The organism is Mesorhizobium sp. B2-5-3 (genome assembly GCF_006441005.1).
GTDB lineage: Bacteria > Pseudomonadota > Alphaproteobacteria > Rhizobiales > Rhizobiaceae > Mesorhizobium.
Map to the genome: position 1 here is coordinate 419,740 of NZ_VFUS01000001.1, position 18,446 is coordinate 438,185.

20 protein-coding genes are annotated in these 18,446 nt (G+C 65.0%); 17 read left to right on the plus strand and 3 right to left on the minus strand.

What is annotated here, in order from left to right:
* Positions 1-52 precede the first annotated feature (52 nt).
* The 4 genes from FJ867_RS02165 to FJ867_RS02180 all read left to right on the plus strand — a co-directional run bounded on the left by FJ867_RS02165 (position 53) and on the right by FJ867_RS02180 (position 3,522).
* A complete protein-coding gene (locus FJ867_RS02165) occupies positions 53-910 on the plus strand; it encodes an ABC transporter permease (RefSeq protein WP_140524649.1) in 858 nt (285 codons plus the stop codon).
* Positions 910-1,722, plus strand: a complete 813-nt coding sequence (locus FJ867_RS02170) for an ABC transporter permease (RefSeq protein ID WP_140816408.1) — start codon at positions 910-912, stop codon at positions 1,720-1,722. The genes FJ867_RS02165 and FJ867_RS02170 overlap by 1 nt, the downstream gene beginning before the upstream one ends.
* A 10-nt stretch (positions 1,723-1,732) precedes the next feature.
* Entirely contained in the window at positions 1,733-2,494 is a 762-nt protein-coding gene (locus tag FJ867_RS02175; RefSeq protein ID WP_140492572.1) for a glucose 1-dehydrogenase, read from the plus strand.
* Positions 2,495-2,817: 323 nt separating this feature from the next.
* Positions 2,818-3,522: a hypothetical protein gene (locus FJ867_RS02180; protein ID WP_140816410.1), complete on the plus strand. Its 705-nt coding sequence runs from the start codon at positions 2,818-2,820 to the stop codon at positions 3,520-3,522.
* A gap of 29 nt (positions 3,523-3,551) precedes the next feature.
* On the opposite strand, the gene FJ867_RS28625 is transcribed toward FJ867_RS02180, so the two are convergent.
* Positions 3,552-3,746: a hypothetical protein gene (locus FJ867_RS28625; protein WP_181168303.1), complete on the minus strand. Its 195-nt coding sequence runs from the start codon at positions 3,744-3,746 to the stop codon at positions 3,552-3,554.
* Between the two features lie 93 nt (positions 3,747-3,839).
* Here FJ867_RS28625 and FJ867_RS28940 point away from each other — a divergent pair, with 93 nt between their 5' ends.
* The 9 genes from FJ867_RS28940 to FJ867_RS02225 all read left to right on the plus strand — a co-directional run bounded on the left by FJ867_RS28940 (position 3,840) and on the right by FJ867_RS02225 (position 13,333).
* On the plus strand, positions 3,840-4,160 hold the full coding sequence (locus FJ867_RS28940; protein ID WP_224655810.1) for a hypothetical protein: 321 nt from the start codon (positions 3,840-3,842) through the stop codon (positions 4,158-4,160).
* On the plus strand, positions 4,070-4,498 hold the full coding sequence (locus FJ867_RS29340; RefSeq protein ID WP_348640498.1) for a nucleotide disphospho-sugar-binding domain-containing protein: 429 nt from the start codon (positions 4,070-4,072) through the stop codon (positions 4,496-4,498). Before FJ867_RS28940 ends, FJ867_RS29340 begins: the two co-directional genes overlap by 91 nt.
* Positions 4,399-5,772 carry a glutamine synthetase family protein gene (locus FJ867_RS02195; protein ID WP_140816412.1) on the plus strand — a complete coding sequence of 458 codons (1,374 nt, stop codon included), beginning with the start codon at positions 4,399-4,401 and terminating at the stop codon, positions 5,770-5,772. The genes FJ867_RS29340 and FJ867_RS02195 overlap by 100 nt, the downstream gene beginning before the upstream one ends.
* A 2-nt stretch (positions 5,773-5,774) precedes the next feature.
* Complete coding sequence (locus FJ867_RS02200) at positions 5,775-7,073, plus strand: FAD-binding oxidoreductase (RefSeq protein ID WP_181165198.1); 1,299 nt, start codon at positions 5,775-5,777, stop codon at positions 7,071-7,073.
* Positions 7,074-7,271: 198 nt separating this feature from the next.
* The gene (pcaF, locus tag FJ867_RS02205; protein WP_140816414.1) at positions 7,272-8,477 is read left to right on the plus strand and encodes a 3-oxoadipyl-CoA thiolase; all 1,206 of its coding nucleotides are present in this window, start codon (positions 7,272-7,274) and stop codon (positions 8,475-8,477) included.
* Between the two features lie 150 nt (positions 8,478-8,627).
* Positions 8,628-9,659 carry a BMP family protein gene (locus FJ867_RS02210; RefSeq protein WP_140816416.1) on the plus strand — a complete coding sequence of 344 codons (1,032 nt, stop codon included), beginning with the start codon at positions 8,628-8,630 and terminating at the stop codon, positions 9,657-9,659.
* Positions 9,660-9,825: 166 nt separating this feature from the next.
* Positions 9,826-11,337 (plus strand): ABC transporter ATP-binding protein, encoded by a 1,512-nt coding sequence (locus tag FJ867_RS02215; RefSeq protein ID WP_140816418.1) that lies wholly within the window; start codon positions 9,826-9,828, stop codon positions 11,335-11,337.
* Complete coding sequence (locus FJ867_RS02220) at positions 11,337-12,392, plus strand: ABC transporter permease (RefSeq protein ID WP_140728673.1); 1,056 nt, start codon at positions 11,337-11,339, stop codon at positions 12,390-12,392. Before FJ867_RS02215 ends, FJ867_RS02220 begins: the two co-directional genes overlap by 1 nt.
* Positions 12,389-13,333, plus strand: a complete 945-nt coding sequence (locus tag FJ867_RS02225) for an ABC transporter permease (protein ID WP_140524643.1) — start codon at positions 12,389-12,391, stop codon at positions 13,331-13,333. Before FJ867_RS02220 ends, FJ867_RS02225 begins: the two co-directional genes overlap by 4 nt.
* Positions 13,334-13,375: 42 nt before the next feature.
* On the opposite strand, the gene FJ867_RS02230 is transcribed toward FJ867_RS02225, so the two are convergent.
* Entirely contained in the window at positions 13,376-14,143 is a 768-nt protein-coding gene (locus FJ867_RS02230) for an SDR family oxidoreductase (RefSeq protein WP_140492551.1), read from the minus strand.
* Between the two features lie 292 nt (positions 14,144-14,435).
* Here FJ867_RS02230 and FJ867_RS02235 point away from each other — a divergent pair, with 292 nt between their 5' ends.
* Positions 14,436-14,591 carry a hypothetical protein gene (locus FJ867_RS02235; protein ID WP_140492547.1) on the plus strand — a complete coding sequence of 52 codons (156 nt, stop codon included), beginning with the start codon at positions 14,436-14,438 and terminating at the stop codon, positions 14,589-14,591.
* 137 nt (positions 14,592-14,728) lie between these two features.
* Positions 14,729-15,676: an LLM class flavin-dependent oxidoreductase gene (locus tag FJ867_RS02240; RefSeq protein WP_140554811.1), complete on the plus strand. Its 948-nt coding sequence runs from the start codon at positions 14,729-14,731 to the stop codon at positions 15,674-15,676.
* A 98-nt stretch (positions 15,677-15,774) separates the two neighbouring features.
* Here the strand turns inward: FJ867_RS02240 and FJ867_RS02245 are convergent, their stop codons facing one another.
* Complete coding sequence (locus tag FJ867_RS02245) at positions 15,775-16,449, minus strand: isochorismatase family cysteine hydrolase (RefSeq protein ID WP_140554810.1); 675 nt, start codon at positions 16,447-16,449, stop codon at positions 15,775-15,777.
* Between the two features lie 219 nt (positions 16,450-16,668).
* On the opposite strand from FJ867_RS02245, the gene FJ867_RS02250 reads away from it, so the two are divergent.
* Positions 16,669-17,460: an ATP-binding cassette domain-containing protein gene (locus tag FJ867_RS02250; protein ID WP_181168304.1), complete on the plus strand. Its 792-nt coding sequence runs from the start codon at positions 16,669-16,671 to the stop codon at positions 17,458-17,460.
* A 55-nt stretch (positions 17,461-17,515) separates the two neighbouring features.
* Positions 17,516-18,436, plus strand: a complete 921-nt coding sequence (exbB, locus tag FJ867_RS02255; protein WP_140554808.1) for a tonB-system energizer ExbB — start codon at positions 17,516-17,518, stop codon at positions 18,434-18,436.
* The last annotated feature ends 10 nt before the right edge of the window (positions 18,437-18,446 follow it).

The following is an 18,446-nucleotide window of genomic DNA, read 5'->3' on the forward strand; positions in this document are numbered from 1 at the left end:
GAGACAACTTGACCGGCGGGCCCAGACCCGCCGGCACCGGGGCAATCCTTCGATGCGCGGCATTCGCAAAAATCTGCTGACGGCCATGCTGCTCGGGCCGGCGGCCGCCTGGCTCGTCGTGTTCCTGGTGCTGCCGTTCATGGCCATCGCCGTCTTCAGCGTCGGCGAGCGGGCGCCGGAGGGCGGCTATCAGGCGGCCTTCACCCTGGCGCAATATGCCAATCTTCCGGCGCGGGCGACCGCGTTCTGGAACACGATGGTGCTGGCTCCGGTGGGCGCGCTCGCCTGTCTGCTCGTGGCCTATCCCGTCGCCTATTACCTCGCCCTGCGGGCGCCGCAGCGCTGGCGGTTGATCCTGCTCGCGCTGGTCGTCATACCGTTCTGGACCAGCCTTTTGATGCGTACCTATGCCTGGATGTACATTTTGGGTGGACGCGGCATCCCGGCGCTGCTCGCGCTTGCCGGCATCGAGGACGTCAGGCTGATCAACACGCCGGGCGCCGTCCTGCTCGGCATCGTCTATGGCTATCTGCCGCTGATGATCCTGCCGATCTATGTCAGCCTCGAGCGGCTCGATCGCCGTCTGCTGGAGGCCTCCGCCGATCTCGGCGCGACGCCGCTCTCCACTTTCTTGGGCGTGACCTTGAAACTGTCGCTGCCCGGCGTGATGACCGGCTTCTCGCTGGTGATGATCCTGCTGCTCGGCGAATACCTGATCCCGACGCTGCTTGGCGGCGGCAAGGTGTTCTTCATCGGCAATGCGCTGGTCGACCTGTTCCTGCAGTCGCGCAACTGGCCGTTCGGATCGGCCATCGCGATCACGCTGGTGCTGGTTTCGGTTGTAGTGCTGATTGCCGCCAACCGCATCTCGACCCGCGTCTCGGGCGCCCGCCGGGTGGATCTGATCTGATGCGCGTCTTCGTCGTAGCCGTCTTCGCCTTCCTCTATCTGCCGATCGCGTTGGTCGTGCTGTTCTCCTTCAACGCCGGCCATCATGCCAGCGAGTTCACCGGTTTTTCGGTGCAATGGTACGGCAAGGCGCTGGCGAACCCATTCCTGGTCGAGGCGCTGAAGAACAGCCTGTTCATCGCCACCACCAGCGCCTTGCTGGCGGCGGTGTTCGGCACCGCGGCCGCGCTCGGCCTGGCACGCGTCGGGGTGCGGACCCGCGCCGTCTTCGACGCCTTGCTTGGAGCCGCAATCGTCGTTCCCGGCGTCGTCATCGGCATTTCGACACTGGTCGCACTCGTCCAGCTGTTCGCCGTCGTCAATCCGTTCCTCGCCTCGATCTGGCCGGACGATCAGCCGCCGCGCCTGTCGCTCGGCTATGGTTCGATCATCGCCGCGCACGGCCTGTTTTCGATGGCGCTGGTGACGATGATCGTCGGCACGCGGCTGGGCAGCCTTGATCGCAACTTGGTCGAGGCATCCAGCGATCTCTACGCCACGCCGCTGACGACGTTCCGTTCCATCGTCCTGCCGCAGATCATGCCGGCGGTGGTCGCCGGCTTCCTGCTCGCATTCACCTTCTCCTTCGACGATTTCATCGTCGCCTTCTTCGTCGCCGGCGCGCAGACGACGCTGCCAATCTATGTCTTTGCGTCGATCCGGCGCGGGGTGACGCCGGAGATCAATGCCATCGCGACGATCGTGCTCGTCGCGTCCGTCCTGCTCGTGGTGCTTGCCCAATGGCAGCTGCGCCAGCGCAAGCTGTCAAACTGAAGGTCGCATCATGATCCTCGAAGACCGCATCGCCGTGGTGACAGGCGCCGGTTCCGGCATCGGGCGCGCCGGCGCCATGATCATGGCCAGGGAAGGCGCGGTGGTCGTCATCGCGGACAGGGATCGGACCAGCGGCGAGGCGACGGCTTCAGATATACGCGCCGCGGGCGGCCGGGCGGAGGCGGTCGCCACCGACGTCTCGGACGACAACGCGGTCGAGCAGCTCCTTGCCGGTACGCTCGACCGGCATGGGCGCATCGACATCCTGCACAATCACGCCGGCATCCAGGTCGGCGGCACGCTGACCGAGGTCGAGACCGGCGGCATGGACGCTTCCTGGCGGGTCAATGTGCGGGCGCAGTTCCTGGCGGCAAGGATCGTCATGCCATCGATGGTCGCACAGGGCGGCGGCGTCATCCTTAATACGGCTTCGAATTCAGGCGTGTTCTACGACCGCGAGATGATCGCCTATGCGACCTCGAAACATGCCGTGGTGGCGATGACCAGGCAGATGTCGCTCGACTATGCCCGCCACAATGTGCGCGTCAACGCGCTCTGCCCCGGCTGGGTCGACACGCCGTTCAATGGACCGTTCATCGCCCAGATGGGCGGACGCGAGGCAATCGAAGCCTATGTCCGCACCAAGATCCCGATGGGGCGCTGGGCCAGCGCCGAGGAGATCGCCGAGGCGATCCTCTTCCTCGTGTCCGATCGGTCATCCTTCATGACCGGCCAGGCGTTGGTGATCGACGGTGGCGAAAGCATCGGCTGAATCAGCCGTCTGGGCCTTCGGCCGATTGGTGAAAAGCGCCGTGGCCTGCGCGTTCTGGGCCAGAGCCGCGTCGCCGGCCGGCAGCGCCGAAATCAACTCTGACCGACAGTTCGGACCATGGTCCGACCGGCATGGGACTTCAGTACCGCAGCCGTTCAAAGACATAGGTTTCCTTTGAACATCAACAAGTTACTGTGCCGACAGGTTGCCCAGCTCTCTTATTGAGACAGTCTTTGTCCAAAGTTTACTGCGCATAATTAGCGGCTTCTCATACGAACTTACCATAGCAGCGGGCGCAGGGCGGCGTTTCCCGAGGAGACATCATGACAAACCGGAAAACTGTTTTCGCGGCGTTAGCCGCACTGGCGCTTCTGGCTTCTCCGGCGCTCGCCGAAGCCGGCGGCAACGGGCATAGCAATGGTGGTGGTCACAGCGGCGGCAACGGCAATGGCAATGGTGGCGCCCACGGCAACAGCGGCGCTGCGCACGGCAAGTCCTCGTCGGCCCGCGGGCAGGTAGCCAAGGCGACAAGGGACGCAACGATCACGGTCGATACGAAGACAAAGGTTTCGTCCCTGCCCAAGGAAAAGAACCTCCACGCCAAGCTCGGCCGGCTGAACTCGCTGCAGCGCAACGTCAACGCCTATATGAATTCCAAGAGCAGGAAATTCGCTGCGCTTCAGGCCTTCGTGACGCAGTCGGCAAAAGCCAAGGTCGCACAAACCCAGCTGGACGCCCTGAATTCACAGCTGGACGCACTGACGTCGCTGACGCCGGACCAGATCGCCGCCATGACCCCCGAGGAGCAGGCGGCCCTGCCTGGACAGATATCGGCTCTGCAGGACCAGATCGCCGCACAGCAGGAAGCGGTCGATGAGGCGGCGGTCGGCACCGACCCGGCCGCACTCGACGCGGCGTTGACCGATATGGCCAACAAGCCCGTCGACGCCGAGGTCACCGCTTGGGCCCAAGGCGTCCTTGCCGGCAAGATCGACGAGACGGCCGCTGCCATGCAACCGACGCCGTAGCATCGCCAGCGACAACGGGGCAGCCGGCCTCACACGTGTTTGCGGCCAATCGCTTCGTGGCCGATACGTTGTCCGATCACCTTAAGCTGCGGCGGCTGCCGGCATCTATGCCGGTGGTCGCCAATGTCTTTCGGCTGCGGCAATCGCTGCGCGAACATCTGAAAGCACTCGACCAGCTCGAAAGCCGGCAGTATTAGGTTACTGCCGATCTGCTTCGCGTCCATCTGCGGCTCTCGCAGACTGCGACCGCAAGCGGCCGGCCGCGGCGCTCTCGCGCCGTTCGGCATGACCAGCCGGCCGGAATGAAGAGGAAATAATTGACGCGTAAAGCCAGCCCGACCATCGCGCTGTTTCCCGAAGCAGGCTTCGGCGCGGCGTTGAATTGCGTCGGCATCGCGCAGGCCGTGCGGGGCGCCCGCCCCGTCTTCATCTCCCAACCCGGCCTTTCCGGTGTCTTTGCCGACAAGCTGCCGGCGCGCTTCATCGTCAATGTCGGCGGCCTGCGCGACGCCTACCGAGCGGTGCCCGACAATATCTATCTCGACCCCTGGTTTCCGCAGCGAAGTCGGATTTCTTCATCCACCATGGCGGCAGCAACTGCTTTTTTGAGGCGCTGCGCTTCCGTGTGGCGTCGCTGATCATGCCCTATTGCCGGGACGGCCACGACAATGCACGCCGCGCCGAAGAGACCGGCACCGGCGATCATATCGGCCGTGACGGCTGGACCGAAGGAGTATTGGAGAGCGCCATTCCCGGCCTTCTGGCCGACGACGCCATGCGCGCCCGCCTCAAGGGAAATGCAGCCCAGATGGCGCTGAACCCCGGAACGGACGTGGTCGCGCAAGCCATACTCTCTCTGATACGGACTCGAACAAAATGCTTGAGAAGAACACGAATACCGCGCCCTCCACCGATCCCAAGGCCTGGTTGGCGCAGCACGGCATCAACGAGGTCGAATGCCTTGTGCCCGACATGAACGGCGTGCTGCGCGGCAAGGCGCTGCCGACGGCAAAATTCCTCAAAGCGCTGGAAGACCGTGCGCTTTATCTGCCGAGCAGCGCCTTCCTGGTCAGCATAGACGGCCGCTATTCCGGTTCCATCGACGAGGGTTTTGCGTATTCGGACCCCGACATGCGCATGGTGCCCGATGTCTCGACGCTTTGCCTGGCGCCGGGCGCCGGCGCTGGCAAGGCCTACGTCTTCGCCGACGCCTTCCACATGGACGGCCGGCCATGGATGGCCTCGCCGCGCCATGTTCTGCGCGCCGTGCTCGATCTCTACCGGCAGCGCGGCTGGCGGGCGGTAGTGGCGCCGGAGCTCGAATTCTACCTGACCGCGCCCAATCCCGATCCCGACAAGCCGCTGACCGCGCCGACCGGCGGCAATGGCCGCGCCGAGGCCGTGCAGCATCCTTATGACATGGCGGCGCTCGAGGAATACGAACCGGTGGTTCGGCGCATCTATGACTATGCTGCGATCGCCGGACTGCCGCTCGATACGCTGATTCATGAATCGGGACCGGGGCAGTTGGAGATCAACTTCCTGCATGGCGACGCGCTGCCGCTGGCCGACAAGGTGCTGCTGTTCAAACGGCTGACGCGCCAAGCCGCCCAGCAAGACGGCATGTATGCGACCTTCATGGCCAAGCCGATCGCCGCACAGGCCGGCAGCTCGATGCATCTGCACATGTCAGTCATCGACGAGGCCGGCAACACGTTGTTTGCCGGCAGCGATGATGCCGATACCGCGATGTTCGGTTATTTCATCGGCGGCCTGCAAAAATACATTCCCGAAATCATGCCGCTGTTCGCGCCCAACGTGAATTCGTTCCGACGCGTTAGACCAAACCACAGCGCGCCGGCCAACATCGAATGGTCGCATGACAACCGTTCCTGCGGCCTGCGCGTGCCGGCCGGCGGGCGCGCCGCGCGGCGGGTGGAGAACCGGCTGCCGGGTGCCGATTGCAATCCGTATCTGGCGATCGCCGGCTCGCTTCTGGCCGGCTATCTGGGCGTCGAACAGAAGCTGGCGCGCTCGGCGGAAGCATCCGGAAATGCCTACAAGATCAAGAGCACGCTGCCGAAAACGATGGAGGAGGCGCTGGATCGTTTCGAGGCCTGTGAACCGGTGCGCAAACTGCTCGGCGAGGACTTCTTCCAGACCTATCTGCGCGTGAAAAGCGTCGAGCTCGACCTGTTCCAGAGCGTGGTGACGAGCTGGGAACGCGACCACCTGCTGCTGAAGGTGTGATCATGGCATCTTCAACGGGTTTCAATTCCGGTCTCGACATCGGCAAGTCCTACTATGTCGCCACCGCCAATCCGGCGCCGGACCATCCGGCACTTATCGGCGATGTCGAGGCCGACCTGGTGGTCGTCGGCGGCGGCTGCACCGGTCTGTCGGCCGCTCTTCACGCCGCCGAACGCGGCTTGAAGGTGGTGCTGCTGGAAGGCGGCAAGATTGGCTGGGGCGCTTCGGGCCGCAATGGCGGCCAGATGATCCCCGGCCTGCGCAAGGGCGCCAAGGGCCTGGTCAAGCTTTATGGGCCTGAACGGGCAAAGGCGCTGTTCGATCTCGCCTTCGAGGCGCGCAGCCTGGTGCTCGACATTATCGAGCGCCATACGATCGACTGCGATCTCAGGCTGACCGGCCATCTGGTCGGCGCGGTCAACGGCTCCGATCTCAGGGATTTGGAGGAAGAGGCGAAATGCCTCGAGAGCGTGATGAAATTCCGCGACCTCGAGATCCTGTCGGCGGCGCAGGCCCGGGCCAAGGTCGACACGCCCTATCACGGCGCGATGTACGAGCCGCTCGGCGGCCACATGCATCCCTTGAATTACACGCTCGGGCTTGCCCGCGCTGCAAGCGCGGCCGGCGTCGTCATCCACGAGAATTCGGTGGCCGTGCGGCTTGAGCGCGAGCCTTCGATCCGGGTCTCGACGTCAAAAGGATCGGTGCGCGCAAAGCATGTCGTGCTGGCTGGCGACGCGCTGCTCAATGGGCTGGAGCCGCGCGTCAACAGCCGCATCATGCCGGTCGGCAACTACATCGTCGCCACCGAGCCGCTGGAGGGCTCCCGCAACGTCATTCCTGCCAATGTCGCGGTGTCCGACACGCGCTTCGTCGTCAACTATTACCGCATGTCGGCCGACGGTCGCCTGCTGTTCGGCGGCGGCGAGCGCTACACGCCGTCGCCGCCGGCCGATATTGCCGGTTTCGTGCGGCCGCACATGGAAGGCACCTTTCCGCAGCTCAAGGGCTGCCGGATCGACCATGCCTGGGGTGGGCTGGTGTCGGTGACGACGTCGCGACTGCCGCATGTCGGGCACTATGGCGAGGTCTATTACGCGCACGGCTATTCCGGCAAGGGCGTCATCCTGTCGACGCTGTCGGGCAAGCTGCTCGCCGAAGCCATCACCGGCGACGCCTCGCGGCTGGACCTGTTCTCGACGCTGACCCCGATGCCCTTCCCCGGAGGCACGGCGCTGCGCGGGCCGCTCTATGTGCTGGGAATGCTGTGGTATGCGATGAGGGATCGGATGAAGCATTGAGCTCGCGGCCAACCGGCTGATCGTGGCGCTGCATCCAAGCGTGATTCGCCAGCAGGGCAGGAGAGCTGTGGCTGGGTGGTTAAGTTCGCGCAGGCGCTTGACGAAATGCCGGCGCCAAGCGAACCGAGCTACGACATTGCGCGACCTGCACGCGTCGCACCAAGGCGGCGCATGAGGGAAACGGGAGAGCTGACTGACATGGCCGAAGCCTATATCTGCGACTATATCCGCACGCCGATCGGCCGCTTTGGCGGCTCGCTGTCCTCGGTACGCGCCGACGACCTCGGCGCCATTCCGCTGAAGGCACTGATCGAGCGCAATGCCGGCGTCGACTGGCAGGCGGTCGACGACGTTGTCTACGGTTGCGCCAACCAGGCCGGCGAGGACAACCGCAACGTGGCGCGCATGGCGCTGCTGCTGGCCGGCCTGCCGAAGGAAATCCCCGGCTCGACCGTCAACCGCCTGTGCGGCTCGGGCATGGATGCGCTGACCATCGCCGCCCGTGCAATCAAGGCCGGCGAGGCCGAGCTGATGATCGCGGGCGGCGTCGAATCGATGAGCCGGGCGCCCTTCGTCATGCCCAAGGCCGAGACGGCGTTTTCACGCAATGCCGAGATCTACGACACCACGATCGGCTGGCGCTTCGTCAACCCGCTGATGAAGAGTCAGTATGGCGTCGATTCCATGCCGGAGACGGGCGAAAATGTCGCCGAGGATTTTTCGGTTTCCCGCGCGGACCAGGACGCTTTCGCGGTGCGCAGCCAGGACAAGGCCGTCGCCGCGCAGTCCAATGGCCGGCTGGCCAAGGAAATAACCGCGGTGACCATTCCGCAGCGCAAGGGCGATCCGGTTGTCGTCTCGAAGGACGAGCACCCCCGCGCTGGCACCACGATAGAGGCCTTGGCCAAGCTGCCGACGCCGTTCCGGCAAGGCGGCACGGTGACCGCCGGCAATGCCTCGGGCGTCAATGACGGGGCGGCGGCGCTGATCGTCGCTTCGGAAGCGGCGGCCAGGAAATACGGCCTGACGCCGATCGCCCGCATCCTCGGCGGGGCCGCCGCCGGCGTCGCCCCGCGCATCATGGGCATCGGCCCGGCGCCGGCGACGCAAAAACTGTGCACACGGCTTGGCCTGACGCCAAAACAGCTCGATGTCATCGAGCTCAACGAAGCCTTCGCCTCGCAAGGCATCGCAGTGCTGCGCCAGCTCGGCATCGCGGTGGATGCGCCACACGTCAACCCGAATGGCGGCGCCATAGCGCTCGGCCACCCCTTGGGCATGTCGGGCGCGCGCATCTCCGGCACGGCGGCGCTGGAGCTGCGCGAACGCGGCGGCCGCTATGCGCTGGCGACCATGTGCATCGGCGTCGGCCAGGGCATCGCCATCGCGCTCGAACGGGTCTGAACAACCGCTCTCCCGGCTAGTCCAGGAGAGTGGATATGATCGATCTGCCAAATTTGACCATGTGGACAAAAGTCCGGACCCGTTCCATAGTTCCTCGTCTGATTTTTAGAACGGCCGGCTCGACACGGCTGTCGAACAGAGGGGACTGCAATGGAAAACCGGAAGAACAAATCTCATTCAACGCGCGAAGGCCTTTCGCGGCGCAACGTGCTGGAGCTGGGCGCGCTTGGCCTGGCCGCCGCGATGCTGCCGGGCGGCTCCTTCGCCAAGGACAAGAAGCTGAAAGTAGCGGCGATCTTCGCCACGCCCATCGAGGAGCCGTGGGACAATCAGATCCATGTCGCTTTGCAGAAGGCCGAGAAGGAACTCGGCATCGAGTATAAATGGTCGGAGAAGGTGCAGACCGCCGACTTCAGCCGCGTCATGCGCGAATATGCACAGGGCGGCTATGAACTGGTGCTGGGCGATGCCTTCGCCGCCGAGCGTGAATCGCGCCGTACCGCCAAGCAGTTCCCGAAGACTGCTTTTCTGTTCGGCTCCGGCGCCGGGCCGGCGGAGCCCAATTTCGGCGTCTTCGACAATTGGATCCACGAGCCCGCCTATCTCTCCGGCATGATCGCCGGCAAGATGTCGAAGTCGGGCACGGTCGGCGCCGTCGCGGCGATGGGCATTCCGGAAGTGAACCGGCTGGTCAACGCCTTCTTCGCCGGCGCCAAGGAGGTCAATCCGAACATCAAGAAGAAGGTCGCCTTCATCGGTTCCTTCTTTGATCCGCCCAAGGCCAAGGAAGCGGCGGTGGCGCAGATCGACGCCGGCGTCGACGTCATCTATGCCGAGCGTTTCGGGGTCATCGAAGCGGCGGTGGAGAAAAAGATCTACGCCATCTCCAACATGTCCGACCAGTCGAGCCTTGGCCCCGACACCGTCATTACCGGCCCGGTCTGGGATATGTATCCCACCGTCGAACAAGCCATAAAACTGGTCAAGGCCGGCGTCTTCACGGCGCAGGACTATGGCGATTTCTCGCGCATGGCCAAGGGCGGTTCTCACCTGGCGCCTTACCATAAGTTCGACAAGACGCTGCCGGCCGAGGTCAAGGACATGGTCGAGAAGAAGAAGGCCGAAATCCTCGAAGGCAATTTCCGCGTCGACGTGGACGAGAACACACCGGTTTCGGATTGAGTTCCTTAACCCTCCCCCTTGTGGGGAGGGTCGATCCGCGAAGCGGAGCGGGTTGGGGTCGGCGCCGCACCCCACCCCGTCTTACGATCTTCGCTTCGCTGCGATCGCAAGCCGACCCTCCCCACAAGGGGGAGGGTGAAGCAGAGCCATCTCCGCAGGAGCGCCCTTGCCCGCCCCCCTCATCGAAATGCGTGGCATCACCAAGAGTTTCGGCGCCGTCAAGGCGAACGAAGTCGTCGACCTCAGCGTGGCGCCCGGCGAGATCCTCGGCTTGCTGGGCGAGAACGGCGCCGGCAAGACGACGCTGATGAACGTGCTGTTCGGCGCCTATGCGCCCGACGCCGGCGAGATCCTCATCCAGGGCCGGAAGGTGCGGATCACCAGTTCGGCCGATGCGCTGGCCGCCGGCATCGGCATGGTGCACCAGCATTTTCACCTGGCGCCACGGCTCACGGTACTGGAAAACCTGCTTATCGGCATACCAGGCAAATCCGGGCGGATCGACCGCGCCGGCGGACTGGCGCGGTTGGTTGAAATCAGCCGCCAGCACGGGCTGACACTCGATCCCAGCCTGCCGGTCTCGGCGCTGTCTGTCGGAGAGCAGCAACGTCTCGAGATCGTCAAGGCGCTGTTTCGCGGCGCAAAACTGCTGATTCTCGACGAGCCGACCGCGGTGCTTGCGCCGAGCGAAGTCGACGGGCTGTTTTCGGCCTTGCGGTCGATGGCGGCGCAGGGTCTGGGCATCATCTTCATCTCGCACAAGCTCAACGAGGTGCGCGCGCTCACCCATCGCTGCACGGTGCTGCGGCATGGCCGCGTCGCCGGCCGCGTCGACGATCCGGCCAACACCACATCGGCGGAAATGGCGCGACTGATGTGCGGCCACGAGATCGTGCCGCCGGCCAAGGGGCCATCGACGCCGGGGGCAGCGGTGCTCACTCTCGACGGCATTTCCACCTCGAGCCATTCGGGCACGCCGCTGCGCGATGTGTCGCTTTCCGTGCGCGCCGGCGAGATCCTCGGCATTGCCGGTGTCTCCGGCAATGGCCAGCGGGCACTGGCGGAGGTGATCTCGGGTGTGCGAGCCCCGGATGCCGGTCTGATGACGATTGCGGGGCAGAAAGTGTCTCGCTTCTCGCCGCGCGAGGTGCAGGCGCTGGGCCTTGGCCGCATCCCGGAAGATCGCATGACGACGGGACTGGTCACCAACTTGCCGCTCGCCGATTCCATGGTGCTGCCGCGCATTGGCACCGCCGCTTTCAGCAGCAAGGGCCTGCTCAAGCCGGATGCGATCCGCGCCTTCGCCGAGGCGCAGATCAAGGCCTATGATATCAGATGCCCCGGGCCGATGACGCGCGCCGGCGCCCTGTCCGGCGGCAATCTGCAGAAGGCGCTTTTGGCGCGCGAGCTCGCCTTCGATCCGAAGGTGCTTGTCGTTTCGCAGCCGACGCGCGGCCTCGACATCGGAGCCGCGCGCTTCATCCATGAAAAATTCCTCGACATGCGCGCCAAGGGCTGCGGCATCATCGTCATCGGCGAGGATCTGGAAGAGTTGCTCGTGCTCTGCGACCGCATCGCGGTGATGTATGAGGGCCGCATCGCCGGCACGCTTCCCAGCGCCGATGCGACGATCGCACGGCTGGGGCTGCTGATGACCGGAGCGGAGGGCCATAGCTGATGTTTCGCCTCGAAGTCCGCAGCTCGACGCCCGCCTGGTTCAACCTGGCTCTGCCGTTGCTGGCGATCGGTGCCGCGCTTGTGCTGTGCAGCGGCCTGATCGCGCTGGCCGGCGCCGGCGTGCTCGAATCCTACGGCGTTATGTTCACGGCGTCGCTCGGCGACAGCTATGCGATCACCGAAACGCTGGTGCGCGCCGCGCCCATGATCTTCACCGGGCTGGCGGTGGCTGTCGCCTTCCGCGCCAAATTCTGGAACATCGGCGCCGAAGGGCAACTGCTTGCCGGCGCGGTGGCGAGCTGCTTCGTCGGCGCGATCCCGATGCCGGGACCGCTCGCCATGCTTTTGATGGCAGTGGCAGGCGCCGCGGCCGGTGCAGCCGTCGCGCTCGTGCCGGCAACGCTGCGGGTGAAATTCAAGGTCGACGACGTCGTCAGTTCGCTGCTGCTCAATTCGGTCATCTATTACGCGCTGATGGCGCTGATCGAAGGGCCATGGAAGGATAGTTTCAGTGGCTATCCGATCTCGCCTCCGATTGAGGATTCGGCCAATTTTCCGGTGCTGATCGAGGGCACGCGGCTGCATCTCGGCGTCATCGTGGCGCTTATCGCGGCACCGCTGATCTGGTTCCTGATCGTGCGCACCACGCTCGGCTTCCAGATCCGGGTCACCGGCGAAAATCCGGAAGCGGCCAGATATGGCGGCATCAATGTCCAGCGGGTGCTGCTCTCGACGGCGTTGCTGTCCGGGGCGCTAGCCGGGCTCGCCGGCGTCGGCGAGGTTGGCGGCGTGCATTTTCAGGTGATGAGCGACATCTCGCCGGGCTACGGTTATTCCGGCATCGTCGTTGCAATGCTGGCGCGGCTCAACCCGCTCGGCGTGGTGCCGGCGGCAATCTTCCTGGCTGCCGTGATGACCGGCGCCGAGGCGATGTCGCGCGCGACCGGCGTGCCGGCCTTCCTCAGCGATGTCATCCAGGGCACGGCACTGCTTGCCATGCTGGTGGCGCTGCTGTTCACCGCCTATCGCATCCGCCGCGTCGGAGCCGCCCAATGAGCGCGGTGTTCGAACAGATCTTCCAGGTCGGCTTCTTGGCCGCCATCATCCGCATCGCCACGCCCTTGGCTTTCGCCACGCTTGGCGAAATGTTCTCCGAGCGCGCCGGCGTGCTCAATCTCGGCATCGAAGGCATCATGCTGTTGTCGGCAATGGCCGGCTTCACCGCCGCCAGCCTCAGCGGTAACCTATGGCTGGGCGTCCTGGCGGCGGTGCTGACCGGCATGCTGATGGGGGCGCTGCATGCGCTGTTCACGGTGGCGCTGGGCTTAAGCCAGCATGTCTGCGGCATCGGCGTGACGCTGCTTGCGTCGGGTCTGGCCTATTTCCTCTACCGGCTGATCTTCGGCCAGCAATCGGTGCCGCCGAGCATCAAGGGTTTTCAGACGCTGCCGATCCCGGTCCTCTCCGAGATTCCCGTGCTTGGGCCGGCGGTGTTCAACCAGTTCGCGCTGGTCTACATGGCGATCCTGGCCATCCCGATCGCCGCCTTCGTGCTCTACCGCACGCCATGGGGGCTGTCGGTGCGCATGGTCGGCGAAAACCCGCGCGCCGCCGACTCCGCCGGCGTCAGCGTCATTGTCACCCGCTTCCAGGCGGTCATTCTCGGCGGGGCGCTGATGGGGCTGGCCGGCGCCTTTCTGTCGATGGCGCAGTTCAACGCCTTCACCTTCGGGGTCGTCTCGGGGCGCGGCTGGGTGGCGATCGCCCTGGTCGTGTTCGGCCGCTGGGATCCGTGGCGCTCGGCGGGAGCGGCGTTGCTGTTCGCCTTTGTCGATGCCTTGCAGTTGCGCATGCAGGCGAGCGGTCTCGGGCATATTCCCTACGAGGCGTTCCTGATGCTGCCTTTCATCTTCACCATCGTCGCCATGGCGGTGATGTCGCGCAACGCGGTGGCGCCGTCGGCGCTGCTGAAGCCGTTTCGACGGGAAGAACGATAGACGAGTAGGGCTTGGGACGAAGACCCTGGACCTTGGGACACCTCACATCGCGGTAAAACCATTGTCGACGAACAGATGGGCCCCGTTGACGAAGCTCGACTCGTCGCTGGCGAGGTACAGCGCCGCCTTTGCCACCTCTTCCGGTTCGCCGATCCGCCCCTGCTGTGCGGCCAACGCCGCGTCGGAGACATCGACGCCGAGCTTACCCAGATCGGCGACCTCGCGCAGCCCATGCGGTGTGCGGATGAAGCCGGGGCAGACGGCGTTGCAGCGGATGTTGCGGTCGCGGAATTCCACGGCGATGGCGCGCGCGAACATGTGACAGGCGCCCTTGGTGGTGTCATAGAGCACTTCGTTCGGCGTCGCCGCCACCGCCGAGATCGACGAGGTGCAGACGATCGAGCCGCCGCCGGCCGCGATCATGCCGGGCAGCACGGCGCGGGTCATCAGGAACATCGAGCGCACGTTGACGGCATGCAGCCAGTCCCATTCCTGCACGCTGGTCTCCAGGAACGGCTTTATCACGATGGTGCCGGCATGATTGAACAGGACGGTAACCGCGCCGAACTTCTCGGCCGCGCCCTTCACGGCCGCCTCGACCTGCGCCTCGTCGGAAACGTCGGCGACAAAATGCTCCGCGATTTGGCCGCGCGCCCGGATCGCCGCGGCGGTGGCTGCCGCCGCTTCGCCATTGCGGTCGATGATCGCCACCTTTGCGCCTTCCGCCGCGAACAGTTCCGAGGCCGCCCCGCCCATTCCCGTCGCGCCGCCCGAAACGATGGCGACCTTGCCGGCCAGTCTTGCTCCCATTTCCTTGCTCCTCCCAAATGTCCTTTGGACGATCTCGCATTGTCGCTCTGCCGCGATGCTATCCTGCCCGCGCGGGGCGGCCAATGCACGAATGGATCGGCAAGTGAAGTGCCGTCGAGCGCCGGAAGTGAAACCGACGCTGCCATGTCCGTCGATCACGCCGATGCCGCTCTGCAGCAACTCAGCGCCAGTTCTCACGGCGCTGTTAGAAAAAAATTCTGCGCATGGCCGAAAAATAGCAATCGACAAAGTCTACAACTTTTATAGATTAACCGGCGAGACGGAGGTCGACATGTCCTATATGCAGAACACCGAGACCCGCAGCAGCGGCCAGAGGCTGGCCAATGCCCAGAGCTTCCGCCCGGCCTATGCCGGTGCTTTCGCCTATGTCGTCTTTGCCCTTGCGTTCGTGTTCACCGGGGCTGTTGTTCTGGGCCTCATTCCCTGAGCCGTGGTCCGGCCAGGCTGACGACCCACCGCCTTCAGGCAATCGGAGTTGAATGAACCGGATCCCGGTGCGCTTTCGCGTGCGCCATTGATTCGTATCTGACCGCATCCGTGATTCCAGAGATGGAGGAGATGGCAATGCCGATCGAATTCACGCATGTGCCCGGCAAGACCTATCCTGCCGATAGCGCAGTTTCCTTTTTCTACGACTTTGCCGAGACGGCGACCAGGCTGGCGCTGATCGAGGATGGCGGTTTCCGCAACCTCGTCGTCGACGATCCGGCCGGCCTGCTGACCAATATGGATCTTGCCGCCCAGGTGCTGGACCGCAGCTCGTCGCTGGAAGTGGTCCTCACCCATTGGGCCGGCGTGGTCGAACCGACCGTGGCGGCGCGGCAGCTTGCCTCGATCGACGCCCGCAGCGGCGGCCGCCTGGCGCTCAGGATGATCAGCGAGCCGTTAAGCGACGACGATGCCGAAGCGCGTCCGGTCGGACACGGTGTCCTCTGGCAGCGCATCGACGAGTATCTGGTTCTGTTGAAGCGGCTATGGTCGAACGAGCGGCCTTTCGACCACGAAGGCGCGTTCTACAGCATCAAGGGCGGCTATGTTCCGCGCAAGGGGCCTCATGGTGCCGACCTCGTCATCCGCATGGGCGGGCAGTCCGGCACGGCACTGAAAGTGGCCGGCCGGCATGCCGACGTCTTCGAACTGGCGCCCGGTTCGATCGACGATGTCAGGCAGTTGATGGAGCGTGTGCGCGGCGCCGCCGCCGAACATGGCCGGGCCGCCAGACTACGCTTCGCCCTTCCGGTCCGCATCCACCGGGGAATTTCCTCGGCAGGGCACAAGGCGGTCGATGTCTCCGGTCCGCCGGCCCAGGCCGCCCTGTCGCTGCTTGCTTACGCGGCTCTCGGCATCGATGAATTCATGATCGTCGGTGTCGACACGCCGCGCGAGATCGCGACAGTCGGCCGCGAGACGATCGCGCTGCTGCGCAATTCGCTGGCGCGGCGTGAAAGCGGCGAGTTCCAGCATGGGGCTTTCGCGCAGCGCACGGGACTGGAAACACGGGCAACGGGCTGAACTGCGGAGAAATTTCCTTTCCAACCGCTCTGGCCTGCCGGAGGGTGCTATCCTGCCGTGTCTATGACGTGCGAGGCTGCTCTGCGGTACCTAATCCTTTAACGCGCCTTGCTACCCAGCCGTGACAGGCCTTCAATGACTGCACCAGAATCCGCCAGCACGCCGAAGACGCCGTCTTCGACCGTCACCATGTGAAGGGCCGCCTCATGCGCCCGTCCGTCGCCGCTGGCGCAGGCGTCGGAGATCGTCAAGCACTGGAAGTTGCGATCGCAGGCTTCGCGCAGCGTCGTGTGCACGCAGACATCCGTAGTGCATCCGCAAAACAGAAGATGCGTGATGCCTCGCGCGCGCAGCACGAGCTCGAAATCCGTATAGGTGAAGGCGCCGTTGCAGGTCTTGTCGACGATGATGTCCCGCGGCGCGACGTTGATCTCCGGAACGATCTGAAAACCCGGACCCGAACGAAGCAGGATCTCGGTGCCGTCGAGGCCGGCCCGCCTGCGGCGCCATTTCTCGTACGGCGTCATGTCGGCCATGTCGGCCCGGTAGCCCTGCCTTGTATGGACGATGCTGACGCCCGCCTCGCGGGCAGCGGCGATCAGCCGGCTCACCGCGGGCAGGATCGCTCTCAACGGCGATGGATCATATCCCTTCCTGGCGAAGTAACCCGTCGTCGACAGGAAATCCTGCTGCAGGTCGATCACGACCAGCGCGGTGTTCTCGGCCACCAGCCTGCCGTCATAGGGAAAATCGAAGGGTGTCGCCTTGATCATGCGCGGTTTCCTGTTTCAGCGAAGACCTTAGAGCGGTTCATCGCTTCACGGAAACGCTTCCTTGCCTGAAATTCGAAGCGGCATCAGGCGTCACGATGTCTTGTTGACGAAAAAACTCAACTTCATTGTTGACTAGTAAAGTCATGTTTCATAGTCAACCGGGCACGGCTGCCGAAAACCGGATTGATGACATGCCCGCAGCCGTACTGGAGACGGACCTTGACCGGAATTGACACCCAGACTGCTTTCCACATCGACGCGTTGCGCTTTGCCGTGGGCGAGCGGACGCTGCTCGGTCCGGTTTCGCTCGAATTGCAGTGTGCGCGCGTCTACGGGCTGATCGGCCACAACGGGTCCGGCAAGTCGACGCTGGTCAAGCTTTTGGCGCGCCAGCAGCCGGCAAGCTCTGGCGCCATCACCTTCGCCAGGCGGCCTTTGGCCCAGTGGGGTGCGCGCGAACTGGCGCGGGCGCTTGCCTATCTGCCGCAGACGACGCCGGCGGCGACCGGCTTGACCGTGCGCGAGCTGGCGGCGCTCGGACGTTATCCGTGGCATGGCGCGCTCGGCCGCTTCGGCCAGGACGACAGACGGCATGTCGAGGAAGCGCTGGCCCTGACCGACATGGCCGGCTTTGCCGACCGGCTGGTCGACGAGCTGTCGGGCGGCGAGCGCCAGCGCGCCTGGCTCGCCATGCTGGTGGCGCAGAATGCCGGCGTCATGCTGCTCGATGAGCCTATCTCGGCGCTCGACATCGCCCATCAGGTCGAGGTGCTTGGGTTGGTCAGGGATCTCAGCCGCAAGCGCGACCTTTGCGTCGTCGTGGTGCTGCACGATCCCAACATGGCGGCGCGCTATTGCGACGAGCTGATTGCCCTGAAGGACGGCAGGCTGCTGACGCGCGGCACGCCCGGCGAAATCATGCAAGGCGATGTGCTCAACGGCATTTTCGGGGTCGAGATGGGTGTGTTCGCGCACCCCGTCACAGGCCAGCCCGTCGGCTACGTCCAGTGACGCTTCAGCGCCACGGCGGGGGAGACCGGCGGCTGTGAGAACGAGGAAGAAGACGATGTCGAGAACCGGTTTGGTCGCAGCGCTGTTTGCATCCGCCATGCTGGCGGCCGCCAGCGCGCCGGCGCAGGAGCAGCCGGCAAGCGGCACGCCCGCTACCATTACGGCGCCAGCACCATCGCCGGCCGCGCCCGCCGCTCCCGTGGGAGCCCTAGCGCCTGCACAGCCGCAAGCCGGGGCCGGTACGGCGGCCGAGCCCTCGCCGGCGCTGAGCTTGCCGCATGATCTGTCGCCATGGGGCATGTTCATGGCTGCCGACATCATCGTCAAGGCGGTGATGATCGGGCTGGCCTTCGCCTCGCTCGTCACCTGGACGATATGGCTGGCCAAGTCGCTGGAAGTGCTTGCCGGCAAGCTTGGCGCTCGTCGCGCCGCGCGGGCCATCGGCAATGCCGCGACGCTGAAGCAGGCGAGCCGCGCGCTCGGCCGCAACGGCGGCACCGGCGCCCTGCTGGTGCGGGCGGCGGAGGAAGAAGCGGCACTTTCGGCCGGCGCGCTCGACCATGCCGGCGGCGACGGGCTGAAGGAACGGGTCGCCTCGCGCCTGACACGCATCGAGGCGGCGGCGGCGCGACGCATGTCGCGCGGCACCGGCCTGCTGGCGACGATCGGCTCGACCGCGCCTTTCGTCGGTCTGTTCGGCACGGTATGGGGCATCATGAACGCCTTCATCGGCATTTCGCAGGCGCAGACCACCAATCTGGCGGTGGTGGCGCCGGGCATTGCCGAAGCCCTTCTCGCCACCGCAATGGGGCTCGTCGCCGCGATACCGGCCGTCGTCATCTACAACGTCTTTGCGCGCTCGATAGCCGGCTACCGGCAGATCCTCGCCGACGCCTCGGCTGGCGTCGAGCGGCTGGTCAGCCGCGACCTCGATTTCCGCACGGTGGCGCCGGCAACGGCGCTGGCGGCGCAGTAGCGGGGCAAGA

What these genes read in the sequence shown, in the direction of transcription:
- FJ867_RS02245 (WP_140554810.1), bottom strand. Translation starts at nt 16,449, where the DNA reads ATGATCAAGGCGACACCCTTCGATTTTCCCTATGACGGCAGGCTGGTG.
- exbB (WP_140554808.1), top strand. Translation starts at nt 17,516, where the DNA reads ATGTCGAGAACCGGTTTGGTCGCAGCGCTGTTTGCATCCGCCATGCTG.
- FJ867_RS02200 (WP_181165198.1), top strand. Translation starts at nt 5,775, where the DNA reads ATGGCATCTTCAACGGGTTTCAATTCCGGTCTCGACATCGGCAAGTCC.
- FJ867_RS02195 (WP_140816412.1), top strand. Translation starts at nt 4,399, where the DNA reads ATGCTTGAGAAGAACACGAATACCGCGCCCTCCACCGATCCCAAGGCC.
- FJ867_RS02175 (WP_140492572.1), top strand. Translation starts at nt 1,733, where the DNA reads ATGATCCTCGAAGACCGCATCGCCGTGGTGACAGGCGCCGGTTCCGGC.
- FJ867_RS02240 (WP_140554811.1), top strand. Translation starts at nt 14,729, where the DNA reads ATGCCGATCGAATTCACGCATGTGCCCGGCAAGACCTATCCTGCCGAT.
- FJ867_RS02225 (WP_140524643.1), top strand. Translation starts at nt 12,389, where the DNA reads ATGAGCGCGGTGTTCGAACAGATCTTCCAGGTCGGCTTCTTGGCCGCC.
- FJ867_RS02170 (WP_140816408.1), top strand. Translation starts at nt 910, where the DNA reads ATGCGCGTCTTCGTCGTAGCCGTCTTCGCCTTCCTCTATCTGCCGATC.
- FJ867_RS02180 (WP_140816410.1), top strand. Translation starts at nt 2,818, where the DNA reads ATGACAAACCGGAAAACTGTTTTCGCGGCGTTAGCCGCACTGGCGCTT.
- FJ867_RS02230 (WP_140492551.1), bottom strand. Translation starts at nt 14,143, where the DNA reads ATGGGAGCAAGACTGGCCGGCAAGGTCGCCATCGTTTCGGGCGGCGCG.
- pcaF (WP_140816414.1), top strand. Translation starts at nt 7,272, where the DNA reads ATGGCCGAAGCCTATATCTGCGACTATATCCGCACGCCGATCGGCCGC.
- FJ867_RS02210 (WP_140816416.1), top strand. Translation starts at nt 8,628, where the DNA reads ATGGAAAACCGGAAGAACAAATCTCATTCAACGCGCGAAGGCCTTTCG.
- FJ867_RS28625 (WP_181168303.1), bottom strand. Translation starts at nt 3,746, where the DNA reads ATGGACGCGAAGCAGATCGGCAGTAACCTAATACTGCCGGCTTTCGAG.
- FJ867_RS02220 (WP_140728673.1), top strand. Translation starts at nt 11,337, where the DNA reads ATGTTTCGCCTCGAAGTCCGCAGCTCGACGCCCGCCTGGTTCAACCTG.
- FJ867_RS02235 (WP_140492547.1), top strand. Translation starts at nt 14,436, where the DNA reads ATGTCCTATATGCAGAACACCGAGACCCGCAGCAGCGGCCAGAGGCTG.
- FJ867_RS02165 (WP_140524649.1), top strand. Translation starts at nt 53, where the DNA reads ATGCGCGGCATTCGCAAAAATCTGCTGACGGCCATGCTGCTCGGGCCG.